Origin of the sequence: Providencia sp. NPDC089933 (genome assembly GCF_049545585.1) — a bacterium.
Classification (GTDB): Bacteria; Pseudomonadota; Gammaproteobacteria; order Enterobacterales; family Enterobacteriaceae; genus Providencia; species Providencia huashanensis.
The window spans coordinates 1-20,018 of the sequence record NZ_JBMWDT010000002.1; the positions used below are offsets into that span (position 1 = coordinate 1).

Annotated in this window: 18 protein-coding genes, 1 tRNA gene and 1 rRNA gene; 4 read left to right on the top strand and 16 right to left on the bottom strand. The window is 40.3% G+C overall.

Features of this window, described 5'->3' with window-relative positions; all coding sequences use genetic code 11:
* Window positions 1–206: 206 nt before the first annotated feature.
* Together rrf and ACPEH5_RS03745 are read left to right on the top strand one after the other, a co-directional pair.
* Window positions 207–322 (top strand): 5S ribosomal RNA (gene rrf / locus ACPEH5_RS03740).
* A 62-nt stretch (window positions 323–384) separates the two neighbouring features.
* Window positions 385–461: transfer RNA gene (locus ACPEH5_RS03745), tRNA-Asp, on the top strand.
* 82 nt (window positions 462–543) lie between these two features.
* Here ACPEH5_RS03745 and ACPEH5_RS03750 read toward each other — a convergent pair.
* From ACPEH5_RS03750 to ACPEH5_RS03780, 7 genes are all read right to left on the bottom strand, one after another.
* Window positions 544–1,254, bottom strand: coding sequence for an ArsR/SmtB family transcription factor (locus tag ACPEH5_RS03750; protein WP_371025592.1), 711 nt, complete (start codon window positions 1,252–1,254; stop codon window positions 544–546).
* Entirely contained in the window at window positions 1,214–1,639 is a 426-nt protein-coding gene (locus ACPEH5_RS03755) for an amino acid-binding protein (protein WP_042848415.1), read from the bottom strand. Before ACPEH5_RS03755 ends, ACPEH5_RS03750 begins: the two co-directional genes overlap by 41 nt.
* Before the next feature lie 5 nt (window positions 1,640–1,644).
* A complete protein-coding gene (locus ACPEH5_RS03760) occupies window positions 1,645–1,956 on the bottom strand; it encodes an antibiotic biosynthesis monooxygenase family protein (protein WP_281110678.1) in 312 nt (103 codons plus the stop codon).
* Window positions 1,957–2,101: 145 nt separating this feature from the next.
* Entirely contained in the window at window positions 2,102–2,434 is a 333-nt protein-coding gene (locus ACPEH5_RS03765) for a YfiM family lipoprotein (RefSeq protein WP_166687235.1), read from the bottom strand.
* Between the two features lie 68 nt (window positions 2,435–2,502).
* The gene (gene pssA / locus ACPEH5_RS03770; protein WP_042848412.1) at window positions 2,503–3,858 is read right to left on the bottom strand and encodes a CDP-diacylglycerol--serine O-phosphatidyltransferase; all 1,356 of its coding nucleotides are present in this window, start codon (window positions 3,856–3,858) and stop codon (window positions 2,503–2,505) included.
* Window positions 3,859–4,017: 159 nt separating this feature from the next.
* Window positions 4,018–6,663, bottom strand: a complete 2,646-nt coding sequence (locus ACPEH5_RS03775) for a bifunctional acetate--CoA ligase family protein/GNAT family N-acetyltransferase (protein WP_281110677.1) — start codon at window positions 6,661–6,663, stop codon at window positions 4,018–4,020.
* A 227-nt stretch (window positions 6,664–6,890) separates the two neighbouring features.
* Complete coding sequence (locus tag ACPEH5_RS03780; RefSeq protein ID WP_042848409.1) at window positions 6,891–7,592, bottom strand: tRNA-uridine aminocarboxypropyltransferase; 702 nt, start codon at window positions 7,590–7,592, stop codon at window positions 6,891–6,893.
* A 171-nt stretch (window positions 7,593–7,763) separates the two neighbouring features.
* On the opposite strand from ACPEH5_RS03780, the gene ACPEH5_RS03785 reads away from it, so the two are divergent.
* Entirely contained in the window at window positions 7,764–8,849 is a 1,086-nt protein-coding gene (locus tag ACPEH5_RS03785) for a tRNA/rRNA methyltransferase (protein WP_131680476.1), read from the top strand.
* 89 nt (window positions 8,850–8,938) lie between these two features.
* Here the strand turns inward: ACPEH5_RS03785 and ACPEH5_RS03790 are convergent, their stop codons facing one another.
* Window positions 8,939–9,502 carry an NAD(P)H-dependent oxidoreductase gene (locus ACPEH5_RS03790; protein ID WP_166687226.1) on the bottom strand — a complete coding sequence of 188 codons (564 nt, stop codon included), beginning with the start codon at window positions 9,500–9,502 and terminating at the stop codon, window positions 8,939–8,941.
* Between the two features lie 103 nt (window positions 9,503–9,605).
* Between ACPEH5_RS03790 and ACPEH5_RS03795 the strand changes: the two genes are divergently transcribed.
* Window positions 9,606–9,968 carry a winged helix-turn-helix transcriptional regulator gene (locus ACPEH5_RS03795; protein WP_042848404.1) on the top strand — a complete coding sequence of 121 codons (363 nt, stop codon included), beginning with the start codon at window positions 9,606–9,608 and terminating at the stop codon, window positions 9,966–9,968.
* Between the two features lie 150 nt (window positions 9,969–10,118).
* Here the strand turns inward: ACPEH5_RS03795 and ACPEH5_RS03800 are convergent, their stop codons facing one another.
* The 8 genes from ACPEH5_RS03800 to proV all read right to left on the bottom strand — a co-directional run bounded on the left by ACPEH5_RS03800 (window position 10,119) and on the right by proV (window position 19,557).
* On the bottom strand, window positions 10,119–10,541 hold the full coding sequence (locus ACPEH5_RS03800; RefSeq protein ID WP_208292086.1) for a hypothetical protein: 423 nt from the start codon (window positions 10,539–10,541) through the stop codon (window positions 10,119–10,121).
* A 109-nt stretch (window positions 10,542–10,650) separates the two neighbouring features.
* The gene (emrB, locus tag ACPEH5_RS03805) at window positions 10,651–12,186 is read right to left on the bottom strand and encodes a multidrug efflux MFS transporter permease subunit EmrB (protein WP_042848401.1); all 1,536 of its coding nucleotides are present in this window, start codon (window positions 12,184–12,186) and stop codon (window positions 10,651–10,653) included.
* A 14-nt stretch (window positions 12,187–12,200) separates the two neighbouring features.
* Complete coding sequence (gene emrA, locus ACPEH5_RS03810; RefSeq protein WP_042848400.1) at window positions 12,201–13,382, bottom strand: multidrug efflux MFS transporter periplasmic adaptor subunit EmrA; 1,182 nt, start codon at window positions 13,380–13,382, stop codon at window positions 12,201–12,203.
* Between the two features lie 216 nt (window positions 13,383–13,598).
* Entirely contained in the window at window positions 13,599–14,114 is a 516-nt protein-coding gene (gene mprA / locus ACPEH5_RS03815) for a transcriptional repressor MprA (RefSeq protein ID WP_042848398.1), read from the bottom strand.
* Between the two features lie 663 nt (window positions 14,115–14,777).
* Complete coding sequence (locus ACPEH5_RS03820) at window positions 14,778–15,977, bottom strand: MFS transporter (protein ID WP_042848397.1); 1,200 nt, start codon at window positions 15,975–15,977, stop codon at window positions 14,778–14,780.
* A gap of 134 nt (window positions 15,978–16,111) precedes the next feature.
* A complete protein-coding gene (gene proX / locus ACPEH5_RS03825) occupies window positions 16,112–17,107 on the bottom strand; it encodes a glycine betaine/L-proline ABC transporter substrate-binding protein ProX (RefSeq protein WP_042848394.1) in 996 nt (331 codons plus the stop codon).
* A 94-nt stretch (window positions 17,108–17,201) separates the two neighbouring features.
* On the bottom strand, window positions 17,202–18,365 hold the full coding sequence (gene proW / locus ACPEH5_RS03830; RefSeq protein WP_042848392.1) for a glycine betaine/L-proline ABC transporter permease ProW: 1,164 nt from the start codon (window positions 18,363–18,365) through the stop codon (window positions 17,202–17,204).
* Window positions 18,358–19,557, bottom strand: coding sequence for a glycine betaine/L-proline ABC transporter ATP-binding protein ProV (proV, locus tag ACPEH5_RS03835; protein ID WP_281110676.1), 1,200 nt, complete (start codon window positions 19,555–19,557; stop codon window positions 18,358–18,360). Before proV ends, proW begins: the two co-directional genes overlap by 8 nt.
* Between the last annotated feature and the right edge of the window lie 461 nt (window positions 19,558–20,018).

Here is a 20,018-nt window from a genome sequence, read left to right on the forward strand (position 1 = left end):
TGTGTAAGCATAGCGATATGTTGAGCTAACCAATACTAATGAACCGTGAGGCTTAACCTGACAACACCGAAGGTGTTTTAGAGATTGAGAGATGACGTTGATTCAATGAGCGTGAGAAGCCGAGAGGCGAGGGACATGGCAGCTTGTTCAAGATTGCAGTTCTGGTTTAGTGACGAAATGTGCTAAACGGGAACAAACCGAATTTGTCTGGCGGCAATAGCGCGGTGGTCCCACCTGACCCCATGCCGAACTCAGCAGTGAAACGCCGTAGCGCCGATGGTAGTGTGGGGTCTCCCCATGTGAGAGTAGGGAACTGCCAGACATTAATTAAAAATTTATTGCTTATAAGAAGCAGTAAATTGCCGAAAGGCGAAAAGAATAAGTGGAGCGGTAGTTCAGTTGGTTAGAATACCTGCCTGTCACGCAGGGGGTCGCGGGTTCGAGTCCCGTCCGTTCCGCCACTTAATCAAGCCCCGTGATGAAAATCACGGGGCTTTTTTACATATATAAACCGAAGAATGCTAATAATATTAAATAGTTAAATTAGGTGATATCAATTTCAAAATAGCGCTTTAAGGCTTTTTTGCCCGTTGATGTAAAACTTACTTCCCTATAGCCTTTTATTCTGTTTATCCATCCGTTTTGCTCAAATATTTTTAATAATTCAGCGCCAGCGACTCCACTCAGATGCATACTTCGTTCGCTCCAGTCTAAACATTCACACACCATTTTTTTTGTTGTCTTTATTGGTAATTTGATGCCTAGCTGTTTAAAACCGTCAATGCCAAATGTAGAAAGTTTGTTCTCTTCGATTAATATCCAGCCTCTTTTTTGCATAGATTGATAGATTTTTACTGCGATTTCTCCTGCTAGGTGGTTATAACAGGTGCGCGCTTTGCGTAAGGTAATAGGTGTGGTGGTGGGGGGTTGACTCTTCATTTTCATTGAAACCCCCATTAAAGTTTCAATTAGAGCTGCGATATCTGTACCAGCGAGGCGATAGTAGCGGTGTCGCCCTTGAGACAGATAGGTAATTAATTGACTATTTAACAATTTTGCCAGATGGGCACTGGCCGTTGAAGGTGTGACCCCTGCAACGGTACTTAACTCTGTTGCAGTCCAAGCCTTGCCATCCATTAGCGCACAAAGAATACTGACCCTTGAGGGGTCAGCAATTGCAGAGGCAACATTTGAAATTGAGCGTTCTAAGTGTTCATTTTCCTCGGTTAGGAGGTCTGGCTGGGTTGATCTCACGGGGAACACTCCATTTTTTCGTGATTTTAATAGCGAGCTCATTGTTATCGGTTAATAGTATCAACCTATTGTTGTGATCACTATATTGCACAAGGATATTAATATGATAATGAGCGAGGTGTGCAGCTATTTTGCCAAGCTCTCCTGGGCAATCTTGATTGAGTTGACAAATTACAGGTTGTGAAATGCTTTCAAGCTGTAAACCTACGGAGAATAGAGCTTGATGAATATTTTCTGTGTGCTCAATTAAAAAATGTGCATGGCTTTTGCCCTCGACAGAAAAAACACCGCCACCTTCGAGACTGATGCCATGTTGGCCTAATGTAGCGCCAAGTATCGCTAATTTGCCCGGTTGATTATCAAGGATCACATAAATATCATACATAAAGGTTAGTCTCTTTTATTTAATGAATAATCTCTGATAACTTGTGCTACCCGAATATGGTATTGTGAAAAAATGGTGCTTTTCCCTTCAAATTGAGCATGTTGGTGTTGCATATTGTTTTTCCATTCAATTATGGCTTCTTCATTTTCCCACCACGATAGAGACAAAATCTTCCCAGTGGTTGTTAGGTTTTGAAAACGCTCAATAGAAATAAATCCTTTAATATTTAGCAACTCTGACTTGAGTTCAGCGGCTAGCTGAAAGTAACGGCTTTGTTGTTCAGGAATTGGATTTGCTTCAAATAGTACTGCGATCATAAAACCCCCTTCAGTTAGAAAGCCTTAATATAGTCAATTTTTTTAGGGATGCTTCGATAGAGAACGAAATGTATAAGATAGTGAAGAGGGGGCATCCGGTAAGGAATGATTTAGTGAAAGGGGACGATAAAGATGAAACCAAAGATTATTTAAATGATTGATATAAGCTATATCCTGCTACAGCTCCAGCAACGTCATAAGTAAAATCATGCCAGCTCCAACCTGTTCCTTCTGGCCGACTATCATATAATTCTTTTGCAGCACCTAGTGAGACTGAAAATAAAACACCGAATTGTGCTGCGTCTCTATGTCGCATATTTTGCCTATCAGCATATGCATTTCCTGCTGCAGCCATTGCTGCGGAAAATGCGAAGTGTTGGGCTTTATCTTTGCCTTTCCAGTTATCATTAGACCAATGATAACCACTACATCCAGTGATTAACATTATGAATATACTAATAATGAATGGCTTAAACATAGTAGGTATCATCACCGAGTCAACGGCCATAAAAAGCGCCACTAAAGTGACGCTGACTTGGACTGGGGTTATAAAATCCGGCTAATTAGCCTATCCACACGTATTCGACGTAATCTGCGGATAAGTTTTTTTACTTTTACTGGGTAGGTTTGAATGCTATCAAGTTCCCGAAAATGGCCTACCACTTTTGTGTGCGTGCGGATGCACTCTAATTCGTGGCTACGTTGATCTTGTAATTCTTGTTTTGGATCGTGGATAAGCACTGCATTTTCAAGATCTAGCCCCCATGCCCGAGGATTCAAGTTATTACCTGTTATTAACTGCCACTGATTATCTACCCACATCCCTTTTAGATGATAGGTATTTTCACCATCTTTCCACAGCCTAACGGTCAGTTGTTGATTATCGATAAAACGTTGCAGACGGCTTACAAAGCGGCGCAGGTTTATCTCATAGAGATAAGGTAGTGCACCTATAATTTTAAATGGTTCTTCAGGTGGGATATAGAAATCATTAGCTGTCTTATCACCAATAATAATTTCGACTTGCTTACCCTCTCTTAGCAACCGACTAATAATTCTAACTAAAACTGCTGGTAGATTAAAATAGGGCGTACAAATTGTGAGCTTTTTATTGGTAGAGCCCATTAAATGAGTGATCACACGGTTTAAATCATTCTTTTTACCAAGACCGACAAATGGAGTTACGGATAGCTCATCGTTTGAGGCATTCCCGATAAATTGATAAGAAGAACCCCTTAACCCCAAACGAAATTGTTTGATTAAGTGTTTAAATTCAGCTGTTTTAGGGCGAGTTGTTGTATTTAGTAAATGAACAGCCTCGGCTTGTAATAACGAGTCATCAATAAATTTTTTCATTGATGCGGTAAGTTGGCTATTTTTGATCAAATGATACCGATCATAACGGTACTTATCATGACGTTGTAAGTAAACATCATTAATACTTGCACCGCTGTACAGTAAAGTATCATCAAACAAGAAACCTTTTAGGTGCAACACACCTAAGGCTTCCCTAGTATTAACAGGAATGCCATAGACTGGAATATCGATATTAGGATAATGCTGAGCAACGTCATAGTACCAATCGGCGTTAGTTGCATTTGCTGCAACGCCTATTCTGCCACGTTGAGCACGGTGCCAGTCTACGAGAATTTTGATATCCAATGATGTATTAGCTTGTTTTGCAGCATATAACGCATGAAGTACGTCTTTGCCTGCATCATCTTTCTCTAAATACAAAGCGGTTATGTAGATAGTATTTTGAGCCTGAGAAATTTGTTTCAGCAGTTCATCACGAAAATCTTCTGTCTTATATAGCGTTTTTACATCAGCAATTTCTTGAGACAGTTTAGGTAAACTAACCAAATATTGTTGATGTTTTGCTTGTTTTAATTTTGACAACATCACAGTGTGAATTTTCTCTTATTAGTCCAATAGCAAATCGCTTTACGCACATTTTCAAGCGAATGATCTATGGATGATAGCATATTTAGCCAAACCATTTAGTACAAATTAACAGCCTGTTTAATTACCATACAAGTTATGTAGTTATACCCAGTTTTTTTACAGATAGAGTGTTAGGTTTACGACCCCATCCTCAAACTGAACATCAATTTCAAAGCCTAATTTTTTTGCCAAGCTGATCATATTTCTATTTTCAGGCATGGTTATTGCCGTCAATTTTTTTATACCGTGGTTACGGGTGTAATTAAGCAGCTTTTGCATTAGCTGGTAACCAAGAGTTTGCCCTTTCATATCTGAGCGCACTAATACAGCAAATTCAGCTTCTTGGTTATCTGGATCGGCCATTGCACGGGTAACGCCAATAATCTCAGGATTAGAACCTTGGTTTTTGACGGCCACGAAAGCCATTTCTCTGTCGTAATCAATTTGAGTCATGTTTGCGAGATCATCATGGGTGAATTCGCTGATCTCGCTAAAATAACGATAGTAAAGATCTTCTTTGGTGACTTGTTCGATAAAGGACTTCAGTAATGGTTCGTCTTCAGGAAGAATAGGCCGTAGCAGGCAGGTTAGGTCTTCTTTTAAGGCGATAGTTTCTTCGAGTTCGCTCGGATAAGGGCGAATAGCAAGCCTCGATGTTGTTGCACTATCTGTTGGACTTAATGTCATAGAGACATCAAGCAAGGTAAATTCGTCACCTGAAGCTAACAATGGATGAATGTCTAAACGTGTAATATTCGGGCAATCAATAATTAGATTTGAAACACGGACCAATAAGCTAGATAGCCCTAGTATATTTAAAGGTTCTAGGGCACTTCTGGATTTGATTTTATATCCTTTAATTGCATTGATTACCAGATAACGGGCCAAAGCCATATTAAGTGGCGGCAAGGCGACGGCTGCTTGGCTTTCTTGTTGCCATTCAATACCGCCTTCTCCTAACATAATTAAGGGACCAAATACGGGGTCTAATTCAACAGCAATTCTTAGCTCTTGGGCCCCAGCTCGGTTTGCCATACTTTGTACCAGTAACCCTTCAATGCGTGCATTAGGGAAATTAGTGGAAACACGCTCAATAATTGCTTTTGCGGCATCCTCGACTTCTTTCGCATTACGTAAATAAAGCATAACCCCCTGTACTTCAGATTTATGGACAATATCTGGAGAACGTAGTTTTAATGCAACGGGATAACCAATTTTTTCTGCAATTTCAATGGCCTCATCACTTGAATGGGCAATCCATGTTGGAAGGCTGTTTAAGCCATATGCCTTTAAGATAGGCTGGACTTCATGGGTATCTAAATGAAGGTTGTTGTTAGTTAATGCTTGTTGGATGTATTCATGAGCTTGCTGAGTGTTTGCCGTAATACCCACAGGGAGCGCTGGAGTTTCTTTGAGTTGTTTTTGATTACGGCGGTATTCCACCATATGCATATAGGCGGTAATAGCCCCTTCAGGAGTACGATAAGTTGGAATACCAGCTTCACTGAAAAGTCGGCGTGATTCTTGAGATGAATATTCGCCGCACCAATTGGTTAGGATGGTTAGCCATTTCCCCCTAGGGTGCTGCTTTATGGCCTTAATAATTTTTTCTGCCATTATTTTGCTTTCAGTGATCGCACTCGGTGTGTGGATCAATAACAAAGCATCGTGGTCGTGGCTATCAAGCATTTTATTTAGCACATTGATGTAGCGTTCAACCGTTGAGTCATCCCCTAAGTCGATAGGATTTTGCGTTGATAAATCAAGAGGCAATAAAGAGCTTAATTCATTTTCGGTTTCAATACTTAGCTTAGCCAGCTTACCATTGCGTAACAGTAGTTCATCTAATGCCATCGCTGCGGGTGCTGAACCATTGCTCATGATAGACAGGCGTTCCCCCCGTAATGGCGTCATATAACTTAATGTTTCTACGGCGGAAAACATTTCATGAGTGTCTTGTACACGTAAAAGCCCGGCCCGTTGGATAGCCGCATCATAGGCGGCGTCTAAGCTAGGTTTATCACCGAGTAGTTCTTGTGCTTTACGCGTACGACCACTTTTTATGATTAAAATTGGCTTATTACGTGATGCACTACGAGATGAAGACAAAAAGCGCCTTGCATCACTGATGTTCTCAAGATAAAGCAAAATAGCACTTGTTTTACTGTCCCGAGCTAAGTAATCCAATAAGTCATCGATATCGATATCGATGCTATCACCAAGGGCAATAAAGTAGGAAAAACCGATTTCTCTGTGCCTTGCCCAGTCAAGAACAGTGTTTGAGACCGCGGCAGATTGAGAGATAAAGGCGAGTTTTCCTTTTAAAATTGGAATAGGTGAAAAACTGGCATTTAGCCCTTGCCATGGGGCAAGGAAGCCTAAGCTATTTGGGCCAAGTAACCGCATTTGGTACTGTTGAGCAACTTTTTTAAGTTCATTAAATTGAATAGAAGGGGATGATAAAACAATCACAACCTTACAACCAACAGCACCTAATTGATGCAAACAATCGATATTCCGTGAGTAATGAGTGCAAATTACAGCAAGATCAGGTTTAAGAGGGAGTTCATCAACTGATGGATAAGCAAATACACCAAGTACTGAATGACGGTTTGGGTTAACAGGAAGGATTGGCCCTTTGAAGCCACTGGTTAGGAGATTTTTCATCATCACCGAACCTGCACGGTTCGGATTTTCAGATGCCCCAATAACAACAATAGACTTTGGTCTGAATAAAGATTCTAGCTGACTCACTAAACCCATGATTGGTAACCTTCCGTTTTGCTGGAACGAACTAAAAGCTCAATAGATAAAATAGGCTGAGTAATACTTATGAATACTATGCCCTAACTTTGACTTTGCGCTAGTTTATCCTGCCAATTTAATTAATTTATACAAGCACGTTCACGTTTTATGATGATGATGGTCCGAAAGTTAAAATTTCTTGGTACTACGTGCGTAAAATAAATTAAAAAATTACCCAAAAATAGTTAGAGCGAGGTTTCATTTAGCATCATTTGTGCCATTGGATGGTGAGGTTTACCTTCAAGATATTTGTGGCGAAATAGGTTGAAGTGGCTGAACAATTGTTGAGATGCGTTGGTATCCCCAGCTAATTCTAAAACTGTTGCAGCAACTTCCGCTGTACAGTGTTGTTCTTCCCTTGATGGCGTCCGTAATAAATAATCAGTTCTTGCTTTGGTATTGATTGAAAGCATTGGAAGATTATTGAGATAAGGGCTTTTTCGAAACATTTTACGGGCTTCAGGCCAAGTGCCATCCAATAAAATAAACAACGGGGGTTTTTCAGAGATATTTGGTTGATTTACCACGGTGCGTTCACTTTCAGCGTAGCTCTCTGGAAAAATAAGATATGGTTGTTTTGTGGTGTCTTGTAATATAGCTAATAACTGCGCGTCCGGTTCAGTCCTTGACCATTGGAATGCGAGGGTATTAGGCAAAATATCTGCAATCAATTTCCCAGTATTACTTGGTTTAAATACTTCGCCATCAAACATAATTAAGCAAAATTGGCTTTTTGCTTGTGATGATACCGTATCTTTGCATAAGCATTGTGGAACAGGTAACAAGCAATATTCACAGCGTTTTACTCGACAACCTCTGGCTTTAAAAGGCTTAGTTGATAATGCAAGGCGCTGCTGGCGAAGGTGATAAACTGCATTCGGGGTCATGGTTAATTAAGGTTTTTAGAGGATTTAAAATGAGGGGCTTATTGTACGCAAAACGATTTCTATACGATAGAAGTATATTCAATAAGTTTTCGGTGAGATAATAGCGTGAATCGGTGGCGTAGCCTTGCAACATCATGTAATCTTCGCGCCATAGCTTAGTAGGGGATAGTGATGAACGACTCGAATGAATTTAGTGGTAAAAACGGCAAAGTAAAAGTGATGTATGTCCGTAGTGAAGAAGCGGACAACAATAAAAATAATGATAAACGCCGTGGCGGTCGTGACGGAGGGCGTGACGATAGACGTGGTAATGATAAACGCAGTAATGACCGACGTGATGGAAGAAATGACCGTGGTGGGCGCCCTAATCGTCCGGAGCGTCGTTCTGATAGCCGCGATGATGTATCTCGTGAGCGTTCACCATGGCGCACTGTTTCTAAACCAGATAGCGAAGAACTGGTTAACGACCATGGTGGAATTGCGGGTAAAAGCCAAATAGACCCGGAGCAATTACGTAAGCAACGTCAGGAAGAAACGCGTATCTATGGTGAAAACGCATGCCAAGCTATGTTTAAGAACCGGCCTGATGCGATTGTTCGTGCGTGGTTCTTACAATCTGTGACGCCACGTTTTCGTGATGCATTAAAATGGATGGCGGCAAACCGTAAAGCTTACCATGTTGTTGATGATGAAGAGTTATCAAAGGCATCGGGCACTGAACACCATGGTGGTGTCTGTTTTATCATCAAAAAGCGTGGTGGAATGAGCGCAGATGCTTATATACAGCAAGCGGCAGAGAAAGATTGTGTATTAGCACTAGAAGATGTAGGTAACCCACATAACCTAGGCGGAATGATGCGTAGCTGTGCCCACTTCGGTGTGAAAGGCGTTATTTTGCAAGATGCTGGCATGCTAGAGTCTGGTGCAGCAATTCGTACCGCAGAAGGCGGCGCTGAGCATATTAAAGCGATTGATGCTGACGGTTTAACCTCAACGTTGGATAAATTTCGTCAAGCAGGTTATACCATTGTGACTACCTCTAGCCATAAAGGAAGCCAAGATTTAGCGAAAGCTAAGTTACCCGCTAAAATGGTCTTAGTATTAGGCCAAGAAAGTGATGGCTTAAGTGATAGCACGTGGGATCAAGGGGATATGAGTCTGTATATTGGCGGTACAGGTAAAGTAGAAAGCTTGAACGTGTCTGTTGCAACTGGAATTATGTTGGCGCAATGGTGGCAGCAAAACCAAGTTAAGTAATAGCGCACTGAGTAAAAATTAAATCCAGGCTAGCTAAATGTAAAGCTAGTTCTGGATTTACATTTAGCTCGTATAAAGTGAGAGCTAACTTAACGATTTATTGATTCAATAAATTCTAAATATTGGGTCATTTGTTTATCCGTAATATTCCCTTCAGGTGATAATTCAGTTAGTCCTTTTTCGTCATATGTTTCGGTACCATAAAACCCAAAAAAGCCGCCCCATTTAGCATTAATGTATAAGACGGTAACTTCGAACGGCCGCAATATCTCAGCGAGTGTATACTGATATTTTCCTTCAGAATGGTAGTCCTCATCCCTAATTCCAGCGGTAACGGCTAAAGCGATCGTTTTTTCTTTCAGTCTGTCGTGACTTTGTGAACCATATGCCCACCCATAAGTAAATACATCGTCTAGCCATTTTTTAAGTAATGGCGGAGAGTTAAACCAATAAATAGGAAATTGTAAGATCACATTGTCATGGGCTTCAATTAGCGCTTGCTCTCTAGCAACATCAATATTCCAATCTGGATAAGCTTCATAAATATTATGGATCGTAAAGTTATTGGTTTGTTTGGCGGCTTGTTCTAATAGATGACGATTAATAACAGAGTCTTGCATATTAGGATGAGCGACGACGATTAAAGTTTTCACTAAATTATTCCTTTGTTTGAAAGTATTGGCAGTATAAAATCCAATTTCAAAAAAGAAAATACGCACACTGACGACACATACTTACCTAAAGGATAGTGATAATATGAAAAATAGAGAGGAAATATTATGTGCTTTGAGTGGTATTAACCCGCAAGAAACTGGCTTCGGGTATACGCTTTCCGTGATCAATGGCAAATATAAAATGATCATTTTGTATTGGTTAGCCCAACATAAAGAAGTGATCCGTTTTAATGAGTTACAACGTTGTATCGGAACGATTACTTACAAGACATTAAGTTCGACGCTTAAAGAGTTAGAAAAAGATGGTTTAGTATTTAGAGAGGAATACCCTCAAATCCCCCCTAAAGTAGAATATAGTTTAACTCCCCGAGGAAAAACGTTAATTCCAGTTCTCAATATGATGTGTGAGTGGGGGGAACAAATACGTGACGAAATAGCAAATTAAAAGTCATGCGGGCTTAACTTCTATTATGGGGGGTATTTTTAGCAATAGCCGATTAATTATTTATGGCTTAATGAGTTTCACTCGTTGAGTTGTTATTGCGCTATAAGCCTATGACTGAGCAAATATGTAATATTTTTTGTATAAAGAATATTATTTATGCAATAAGCAAACTAGCTCAGTTAATTTAGGGGCTAAAAATTCCTCTTCGGAATAATTACATGAATAAGCTTCTAGCAAATGATTTGCGAATTGAATAAGGTCTAAGCGGGTTAATGGTGTTACTTTTGTCACGATTTTATAAGCTGCAGAAATTTCATTTAAACTGATGCAGTATTCATAATAGCCTGTTTCGATGGCTTGAGTAATTTCTTGTGGAATACAAGTAAAATCAAGGTCATCAGCTTCAAGTTTTAGCTGCAGATAAGCCTGAACATCGTCCAATATATCGAAAGGGTAAATTTCTTGGTATTGATTGACATAGCAAATAAGTTTTTTGCGGTATTGCTCTGCTTGGAAGTCATCTAAGGTGTTGATCAGTTCTACTAGCTGGCTATTTTCAACCCATGATTTCATGATAATTTACCTGAGCAATCTGATTAGTGAATTAGTGTATTGGTTAGAAAGGCGATAAGCAAAAAAATAACCCCACATAAAAAGTGGGGCTAGGATGATAAATCGGGGGCTAATGTGCACCACCACCTTTTGAACCTGCACCGAATGGGGGTTTTGCAAACCAAACAATGACCATTAATAAGATAAAAATCCCTGCGGATAACCAAAAGATCTCATTTGCGGAGATAATAAGCCCTTGGTCTGTAATAGTTTTCGCTAAATATGCAGCACTTTGTTGCTCATTCAAACCAATCTTTGCCAGTTCATGATACATATATTGGGCATTAGGGTTGTAAGGGTTGACAAACTCTGTGAGGTTTTCATGGTGCATTGATTCCCTTTGTGTCCACATCGTGGTAGTAATCGATGTTCCTATTGCCCCTGCTAATGTACGGGTAAAGTTGGATAGGCTGGATGCTGAAGCCATTTTCTCAGGCGGTAGGCCTGATAAGGTAATGGTTGTTAGTGGCATAAAGAAACAGGCGATGGCTAGGCCTTGTACAAATTGTGGCCATGCTGCTGCTGCGAAACTCATATCCGGTTCAAAGGTATAAGCTCGCCAATAGTAACAAACAGCATAGATAATAAAGCTGAATGTAACCAGATAGCGCATGTCAATTCGGTTACCAAAACGACCAATTATTGGGGTAATTAACAAGGGTAATAAACCAACGGGTGCAGAAGCCAAGCCTGCCCATGTTGCGGTATAGCCGTAAACCTCCTGCAATAATTGGGGCAGTAATACAATGGTCCCAAAATATAGCATGTAAGCGAGGCTTAGGGATAAGCAGCCAATAGTAAAATTCCGTTCTTTAAATAGTGAAAGGTCAATTACGGGGTGTTCATCCGTGAGCTCCCATACGATCAGGAAAGCAATAGCAACAACGGCAATTATGGTCAAAACAATAATTTCGGTAGAGTTAAACCAATCGAGTTCTTTGCCTTGGTCAAGCATGATTTGTAATGCGCCAATCCCTACTACAAGCAATACTAAACCAATAGTATCAATGCGTTGTATCGATATTTTTGTTTCACGACCTTTTAGCGTTTTCATGATGGCAAAAATAATCGCGATACTAAATGGTACGTTGATAAAAAATATCCAGCCCCAATGATAGTTGTCACTAATGTACCCACCAAGAATTGGCCCGCAAATAGGCGCAATGACAATGGTCATTGACCAAAGAGCTAATGCCATATTTCGCTTAGCTGGTGGGTAGTTATTAAGAAGCAGGCTCTGAGATAATGGGATCAGTGGCCCCGCAACTAAGCCTTGTAATACACGGAATAAAATTAGCATTTCTAAACTACTAGAAATGCCACATAGCCATGAAGTTAAAGCAAATAGCCCTGTCGACCACAAAAATAATCTTACTTCGCCTATCCGGCGAGCTAGCCAGCCAGTGATTGGAATTGAAATTGCATTAGCGACACCAAAGGAGGTAATTACCCAAGTTCCCTGTGAGTTAGAAGCACCTAAGTTACCCGCAATAGTTGGGATCGCTACGTTAGCAATCGTAGAGTCAAGTACTTGCATAAAGGTTGCCAATGAAAGGGCAATAGTCATCCAAGCAAGTTTTGATCCTGTTAACGGTGCTGGCGTCACGGTTGCTCCCTCACTTATTTATTCCCTGAGTTATTATTAATTATCTCAGTAACTATTTTATCGGCAGGTGACATATCAACGGCTAATGCTGCAGTGTGGTATGCAGGTGTATCGCGCATGCCTTTAGAAAGTACTTTGCCATCTTTATTTAAAGTATCGACGGTCACTTCAGTTGATAACCCTATGCGCAGGGGATGCTCTTCAACTTGATTAGCATCTAAGGCGATACGAACGGGGAGACGTTGTACGACTTTGATCCAATTACCGCTCGCATTTTGTGCGGGGAGTAATGAAAATGCACTTCCTGTCCCCATATCTAAACCGACGACGGTTCCATTGAAAACAATATCTTTACCGTAGAAATCAGTGGTGACCTTTGCAGTTTGGCCAATACGCATATCCGCAAGTTGAGTTTCTTTAAAATTAGCGTCAATCCACATGCCACTAGAAGGGACGATAGCCATTAATGGTGTTGAAGGCGTAATCTGTGAACCTACTTGTACACTGCGGCGGGAAACATAACCATCGACGGGGCTGACGATTTTAGTTCGTTGTAAGGTTAACCAAGCGTTTCTCACTTGTGTTGCGGCTTGTTCTACAGCGGGTTGTTTTGCTATTGGGGTGTTAAGAACAATGGCTTGATTGGCATTGTACTGTTCAATTGCCATATCTAATGCGGCTTTTGCACTGACGACAGCCTCTCTGGCATGTTGTAGTTCTTCTTTGCCGATAACATTGCTACTACCTAGAACTTCTCTGCGTTTTAAATCATTTTGTAATCGGTTAAGTTCTGAACGCTTAACGGCAATGTTCGCTTGCAATTGGCGGCTGTTAATTATGTGTTGGCGTGTTTGGCGCACACTATTGGCAAGTTCTGTTTTTGCTTTTTCAAGTGCTATTTCTGCATCCCTAGGGTCGAGCGTGACTAGCGTGGTCCCACTTTTGACGAAATCAGTGTTATCAACATTGACCGTCATGACACTTCCAGAAACTTGAGATTGAATTTGTACTTGGTTACCTGCGACATATGCATTGTCTGTAGACTCATAATGACGAAGTACGAGATACCAGTAAACAGCCCAGCCAACGCCAATAGCAATAAAAATAATGGTTAAAAACACGAGCGCATTTCTACGTTGTCTTTTTTTATTTGGTTGGGGAGTCTGCGTTTGTTGCATTTCCTCAGGGGAACTCATACTCATATTCTCCATGTTCGATGGATAGGGATCACAATTGTTTCCAGTAGTTAGGGATTAACCACTGGAAACTAAGACTACAAATGATTTTGCTGCTCGATGGGATATCGCAAAGCATAAGAATGAAAGGATAACGAAATATTGTTAGCTGAAAAGTTTTTTTTCACCTTTGAGCGTAAGAATGCCTCAAATACATTAACCCTATAAAGATCATGGTTAATCTTTTATCGTATCCAGTTTGGTGAGTAATTTACGCATCAGCATATCCAGCTGTTGTTTTTCATTAGCATCCAAAACAGACCAAATATCAATAAGGGCGCCATGCTGAGGTGGCAATAAACCATTTAAGAATTCAGTTCCTTTCTCAGTCAAATGCAAGTGTAGGCAACGTCTGTCGTTATGGCTTTCTTTACGTTCAATCCAACCATTTTTTTCAAGCTCATCGGCTATGCGTGTGGCGTTGGTTCGTGAGGAACCGAGTGCTGCACTAAGTTCAGAGGGCTGGATACTACGGGAGTCTTTTGTATCAAGGATCATTAATGCCATGAATAAAGTTTCATTAATACCTTGAGCTCTTAACATGTTATTACGTGATTCAAGTAGCTTGCCATGAACATGCATACATAGGCGTGTTAAGAGAATTTCTTGATACGGAATCGGTGCTTCATGTGAATCTTGCTGTGCAACACGAGCGTTTAGTAGTTCTTCAGTCGGTGTAAATGAACTTTCCATTATTTGGATACCTTATTAGTTTCAGTTGGTAAGATTACAACTGTCATCAACCACCTAAATGGTATATTAAAAGATAGAATTAGCAATTATACTTACTTAATACCGTCGATTTTATTTTGATTATGATACATCATTCATAAATTTTATGAATGTAATTTACAGGTTTCAGTATAGCGTAACCAATCATTTTTGCTTTTTTAGACATGATTGGTTATGAAGCAACCAAAAATAAATCGATTTAGGCACTAAATATAATCATATAAAACAATATATAATCACATCACATTAACTCAATACCACTTTTTTTATTACTCAATAATTACAAGTTAGATGGAACATTTTAATTATTACGTATAAATACCGAGTTTTGTTTAATTTATATATTATTCTATGTGTTAATAATTGCCACAACTAACTATTAGTATACCTTTTAATTAAGATATAGTATTTGTTTAACAGTGTCATTTGCTAACTTTCGCCTTAGTTATTATAACAAATAAAACTATTTAATGAATATATGAATATTTATTAATTCAATATTCAAAATATTTATTTGATAAACTTATAGGGTATCACTTTGATATGTTAGGTTTGTTTATGTGTTAAAGCACTGCAGCTAGCATTTTGTCTGAAATGTTAGCTGCGTTTTTATCTGCAGAAACGTTATTGATCCTGCGCGGTGATGGTAGGGTCAAAACGAATACCAATTGCCCAAATAATTAAACTGATTGCAGTTAAGATAACACCGGAAATGGCTACGCCTTCCCATCCTGCATGTTCATAAGCATAACCCGAAAGTAGTGAGCCTAGCGCTCCACCAATAAAATAACTGGTCATATAACCGGCAGTAAGCCGATTACGAGCCTCTGGTAAAATACGGTATAACGTACTTTGACTTGTTACGTGAACAGCTTGTACTGCAAGGTCGAGAACTAAGACGCCAATAATAAATGCAACGAGAGAGTGTTTAGCTAACCCTATAGGTATCCACGATAACAACAACAAAACGAGCCCAATTGTGGTCAGGAGTTTACCTTTCCCTTTATCAACAAGATGTCCTGCCTGAGATGCCATGAATGCTCCAGCAGCCCCAACCAGACCAAATAAGCCAATAGTGCCTTCAGAGTAATTAAACGGTGGGCTTGCCAATAAAAAAGCCATCGCTGTCCATAGTAAACCAAAATTAGCAAATGAAAGTGCTCCGAGCGAGGCTCTTACGGCAAGCACGGGAGTACCAAAAAATAAGCGACCGATAGAGCCAAGTAACTGAAAATAGTTCAGATTGGTTTTTTGGTGATAGCGAGGCAATTTGATGGCTAGCACAATCATCAATAGGATCAATAAAGCGAAAGCTACCCAATAGATAGCTCTCCAGCCACCCACCATGGCGACAGCCCCTGAAACTGTCCTTGCAAGTAAAATTCCAAGCAGTAACCCACTCATAATGATACCAACCGCTTTACCGCGTTGATGTGGTTTGGCGATAGATGCTGCTAGTGGAATAAGTACTTGAGCGACCACTGAAAATAAACCAGTGAGAGCTGTACCTAATAATATTTGCCATACATGATTTGATAAAGCTGTAATTAGGAGACCTAACGCGGAAAGAAAGGTCATAACCAAAATTAAGCGTTTACGTTCAAATAAATCCCCTAAAGGGACTAAAAATAGTAAACCAGCAGCGTACCCCAACTGGGCAGCGGTCACAATAAACCCAGCCATATTAGTGGTAAGGTTAAATTGCTCGGCAATAGTCTCTAACAGAGGTTGGGCATAGTAATTACTAGCGACAACTAAACCTGTTGAAATTGCCATTAAAATGGTTAGGCCAGTAGTGAGTTCAGCCGTTTGTGGTTGTTTCATTTTTTATTACCAATCATCAATTAGGCAAATACTATAAACAAAATTCAAAAGCTTGGTTTATTTCTTTTCGCTATTTATAAAAAAAACCATCTTCAAGAAGAAGATGGTTTTTAGTTTTTGCTCAGTAGTTTAACTTATTTGGCAGCTTGTTTTGCTTCTTCAACCCAGCCATCGAAAGTGGATTGGTGTGCTTTAATCCATCCATTCACATGGCGTTCAATATCAGCTTGAGAAGCTTCTCCATTATGCATCCTTAAGTTTTGCGCATTCACATCGGCAATAGGTAATTTCATAATGGAAAACAATTTCGCCGCAGCAGGGTTATCGGCAGCCCATTTTTTATTCGCTACAATGTGCATTGTGTTTGGTGGGAAACCATAGTTTTTGCCATTAGGAAGCGTAGTATCTGTTTTTTCACCATTCGGCATTGCCGAGAAAGGCACTTCTAACCAAACTACATCACGGCCTGGTTTTAACACATCACTGATCCAGTAAGGGGTCCAGGTATAGTAGAAAATAGGTTTCCCTTCTTTGTAGCGCGTGATGGTATCGGCCATCATAGCCGCGTAGTTTCCTTGATTGTGATCGATAGATTTTTCAAGGTCGTAAGCTTTTAAATGTGTATTGATCGCAGCTTCACAGCCCCAACCGGGGTTACAGCCAGTTAAGTCCGCTTTACCGTTACCGTTAGAGTCAAATAATTTTGCGATTTTTGGGTCTTTTAATTGCTCAATGTTGGTAATGTTATATTTATCAGCGGTTTTTTTATCAATTAAATAGCCTTGTGCTGCATTGACAACATAGTCCCCTTGGCGATAAAAGGCTTTATCACCACCGGCAGCTTCATATTGTGCATCATGTAAAGGTACCCAACTTACGGCTAGGAAAGTTGCGTCTCCATTGGCAATAGAGGAATAGGCAACGTTGTAATCCACTTCTTTGATAGGGTTAATATCATAGCCGAGCTTTTCAAGGGCTTTTGAGACAATTAAGGTTTGGAATGTTTCCTCACTGATGGTGCTTTGTACAGGGTTTATTTTAATTCCTTTACCCGGTAATGACTCCGCATACGCGAGTGAAGAGCTAAGAATAGCAGTCAGGGCAGTTGCAAGAATAATTGGCTTTCTCATTATGTTTATCCTTCTATTTTGGTTCGTCGCTTGGCTTTGCAAGCGAAGAGCCAAATAATGGCTCTATCGTGGATGGAGGATGTGTTGAACGTGTTTATTTTTTACTGAATGGGCGAGTGATTAACCCAATAGGGCCTTTTTGATACCAGCGTGATAGTGCTTTGCCACGTGTATCTTGGCCTAACGATTGTGTAAAGCGGTCTAATACGATAGCAAGGATGACGATCCCAACCCCACCAACAGAGGCTAATCCCATATCTAAGCGTCCTATCCCGCGTAGTACCATTTGTCCTAAGCCCCCGACAGCAATCATAGAGGCGATCACCACCATGGATAGTGCTAACATCAATGTTTGGTTTACCCCTGCCATAATTGTCGGCATAGCTAAAGGTAACTGGACTTTGAATAGCATTTGGCTAGGGCTGGCTCCGAATGACTCTGCGGCTTCAATTAAGTCTGCTGGGACTTGTTTAATACCTAAAATGGTTAAACGAATGATCGGGGGTAATGCAAAAATAATGGTGACCACCACGCCAGGTACATTACCAATACCAAATAACATCACAATGGGGACTAGGTAGACAAACGCGGGTGTTGTTTGCATGGCATCGAGTAGTGGACGGACTACTTTTGCTGCTCTATCACTACGTGCAAGCCATATTCCGAGGGGTAACCCGATAACAATACAAAATAACAGAGACGTTAATACTAATGATAATGTGACCATGGCTTCTGACCATGCTCCGATTGCCCCGATAACAATCATTGAAACGAATGTTGCAATACCCATTGCTCTTCCTGCGAATTGCCATGCTAATAAAGCAAATAAAATAATGGCAACGGGGGAGGGCAGGGAGGTTAAAAATTGCTCGAACCCACTGAGAATAAAATCAATTGGTGCACGAATAGCTTGGAATACTGGGCGAAAATTTTGTACTACCCAATCAATACCGTGAGTTACCCACGAATCTAATGGTAACAATGTGTGCTGAAATGGGTCCATAAAGTTAAATTGATCAATTGATACGCCATCTGTTGGCGCTGCATCTAACCAGTCGTTGCTGCCAGATTCCGCTGGTGCATCTGTTGTTGGGGCATTACCCCATGGGTCATCTGAAGATGTTTGGCTATTATCGGAGCTCGCAGCCCATGGATCATCAGCAGCAGTTTCTGGGGTTTGTGTTGGGGCTTCTTGCACTGAAGCATCCGCCCATGGATCTTGCTGGTTAGTTGTTTGTTCTTGATTATGTTTACTCATTTGGCGTCTCCTTATCCAGTGCTTGCAACAGCATTCCTTTCGAAATTACCCCCAAATAACGATTTTTTTCGTTAATGACTGGTACCGCACAAGGAGCTTGCGCTATAGTTGAGATAACTTCATTCAAAGATGTATCGCCTTGAATAGGCTCGATATCGGTTAAAATTGCAGATTCAATACCGGCTTTTTCACGGAGCGCTTTTTCGAGGGATTCAACAGAAACGACACCGACAAAGGTATGACCTCGAGAGATCAAATAACCATGATAGCGGTCCTCGTCATTTAGAACTTTAAGGGCAGAACGCGGACCAAAACCCGGTGCGATATGTAAAAGAGCATCAGGTCGCCGACGAGCAATATCTTTGGCGCTAAAGACTTGGCTAATATCAACGCCACGGAAGAATGTTTTGACGTAATCATTCGCAGGGTTATTCAGAATTTCATCTGGAGTGCCTATTTGAACAACGACTCCCCCTTGCATGATGGCAATGCGATCACCAATTCTCATGGCTTCATCAAGGTCATGGGAAATAAAAACAACGGTGCGCTGTTTATCCCCTTGTAAAGAGAGCAACTCATCTTGCATTTCAGTTCGGATCAAGGGATCTAGCGCAGAAAAAGCCTCATCCATTAATAGGATATCAGGGTCATTGGCTAGTGCTCTTGCCAACCCTATACGTTGACGCATACCTCCTGACAGTTCATCAGGGTATGAGTTAGCCCATTTCTCTAGGTTGACTTGTTGAAGGGCATCCATTGCTTTTTTATGCCGTTCTTCTTTCGAAATACCAGAAAGTTCCATACCAAAAGCAGTGTTATCAATCACGTTCATATGCGGCATAAGTGCAAATGATTGAAACACCATACTGATTTTAGTTCGTCGAACTTCACGCAGTGCTTTGTCAGTAATTCCGGAGATGTCTTCTCCATCAATCATGACTTGGCCACTTGTCGGTTCTATCAGGCGATTGAGGAGGCGTACCAACGTGGATTTCCCTGAGCCAGAAAGCCCCATCACGACAAAGATCTCGCCTTCTTCAATCGTCAGATTAACATCTTGAACACCTACGGTTAGGCCTGTTTTTTCAAAGATATCATCTTTACTCATTCCTGATTTCAGTAGCTTGAAGGCCGGATCAGGATTTTCCCCAAAAATTTTATATAAATTTTTAACTTCTAATTTTGTTGCCATATATTATTTACCCAACTTTCAATCAATAAGGAAGAATGATTGCCCATATTGAATGTGATTAATTCTGTCGTGATAGCTTAAACAATATTTTAAAATTGCGACTATCGGTTGAAAATTATTAGGGCAGAAATTCCTATTTTAGTTTAATGGGTTCGATCATTATGGTTTAAATTTAATTATTCCTGTTTTAGTTATTAGCAAAACTTGCAAGCAATAAACCCTAGCATAATAAAATCGACTGACAACCCTCGGTTAAGCATAATTAATCAAAAAAATCACATGCAGAAAAGACGAATTATTCTTGCTGATTAAAGAAATAATTAGCCTAATTCGTTAGTGCGTTAATTTAAGATCCTATAGGTTAACTAACTGGTGAGACTGAATTTATTAGATAGCGCATTTAATACAATCTATTGGAGTAATAAGTTTTTAATTTATTATTAATACGGATAAAAATTAAC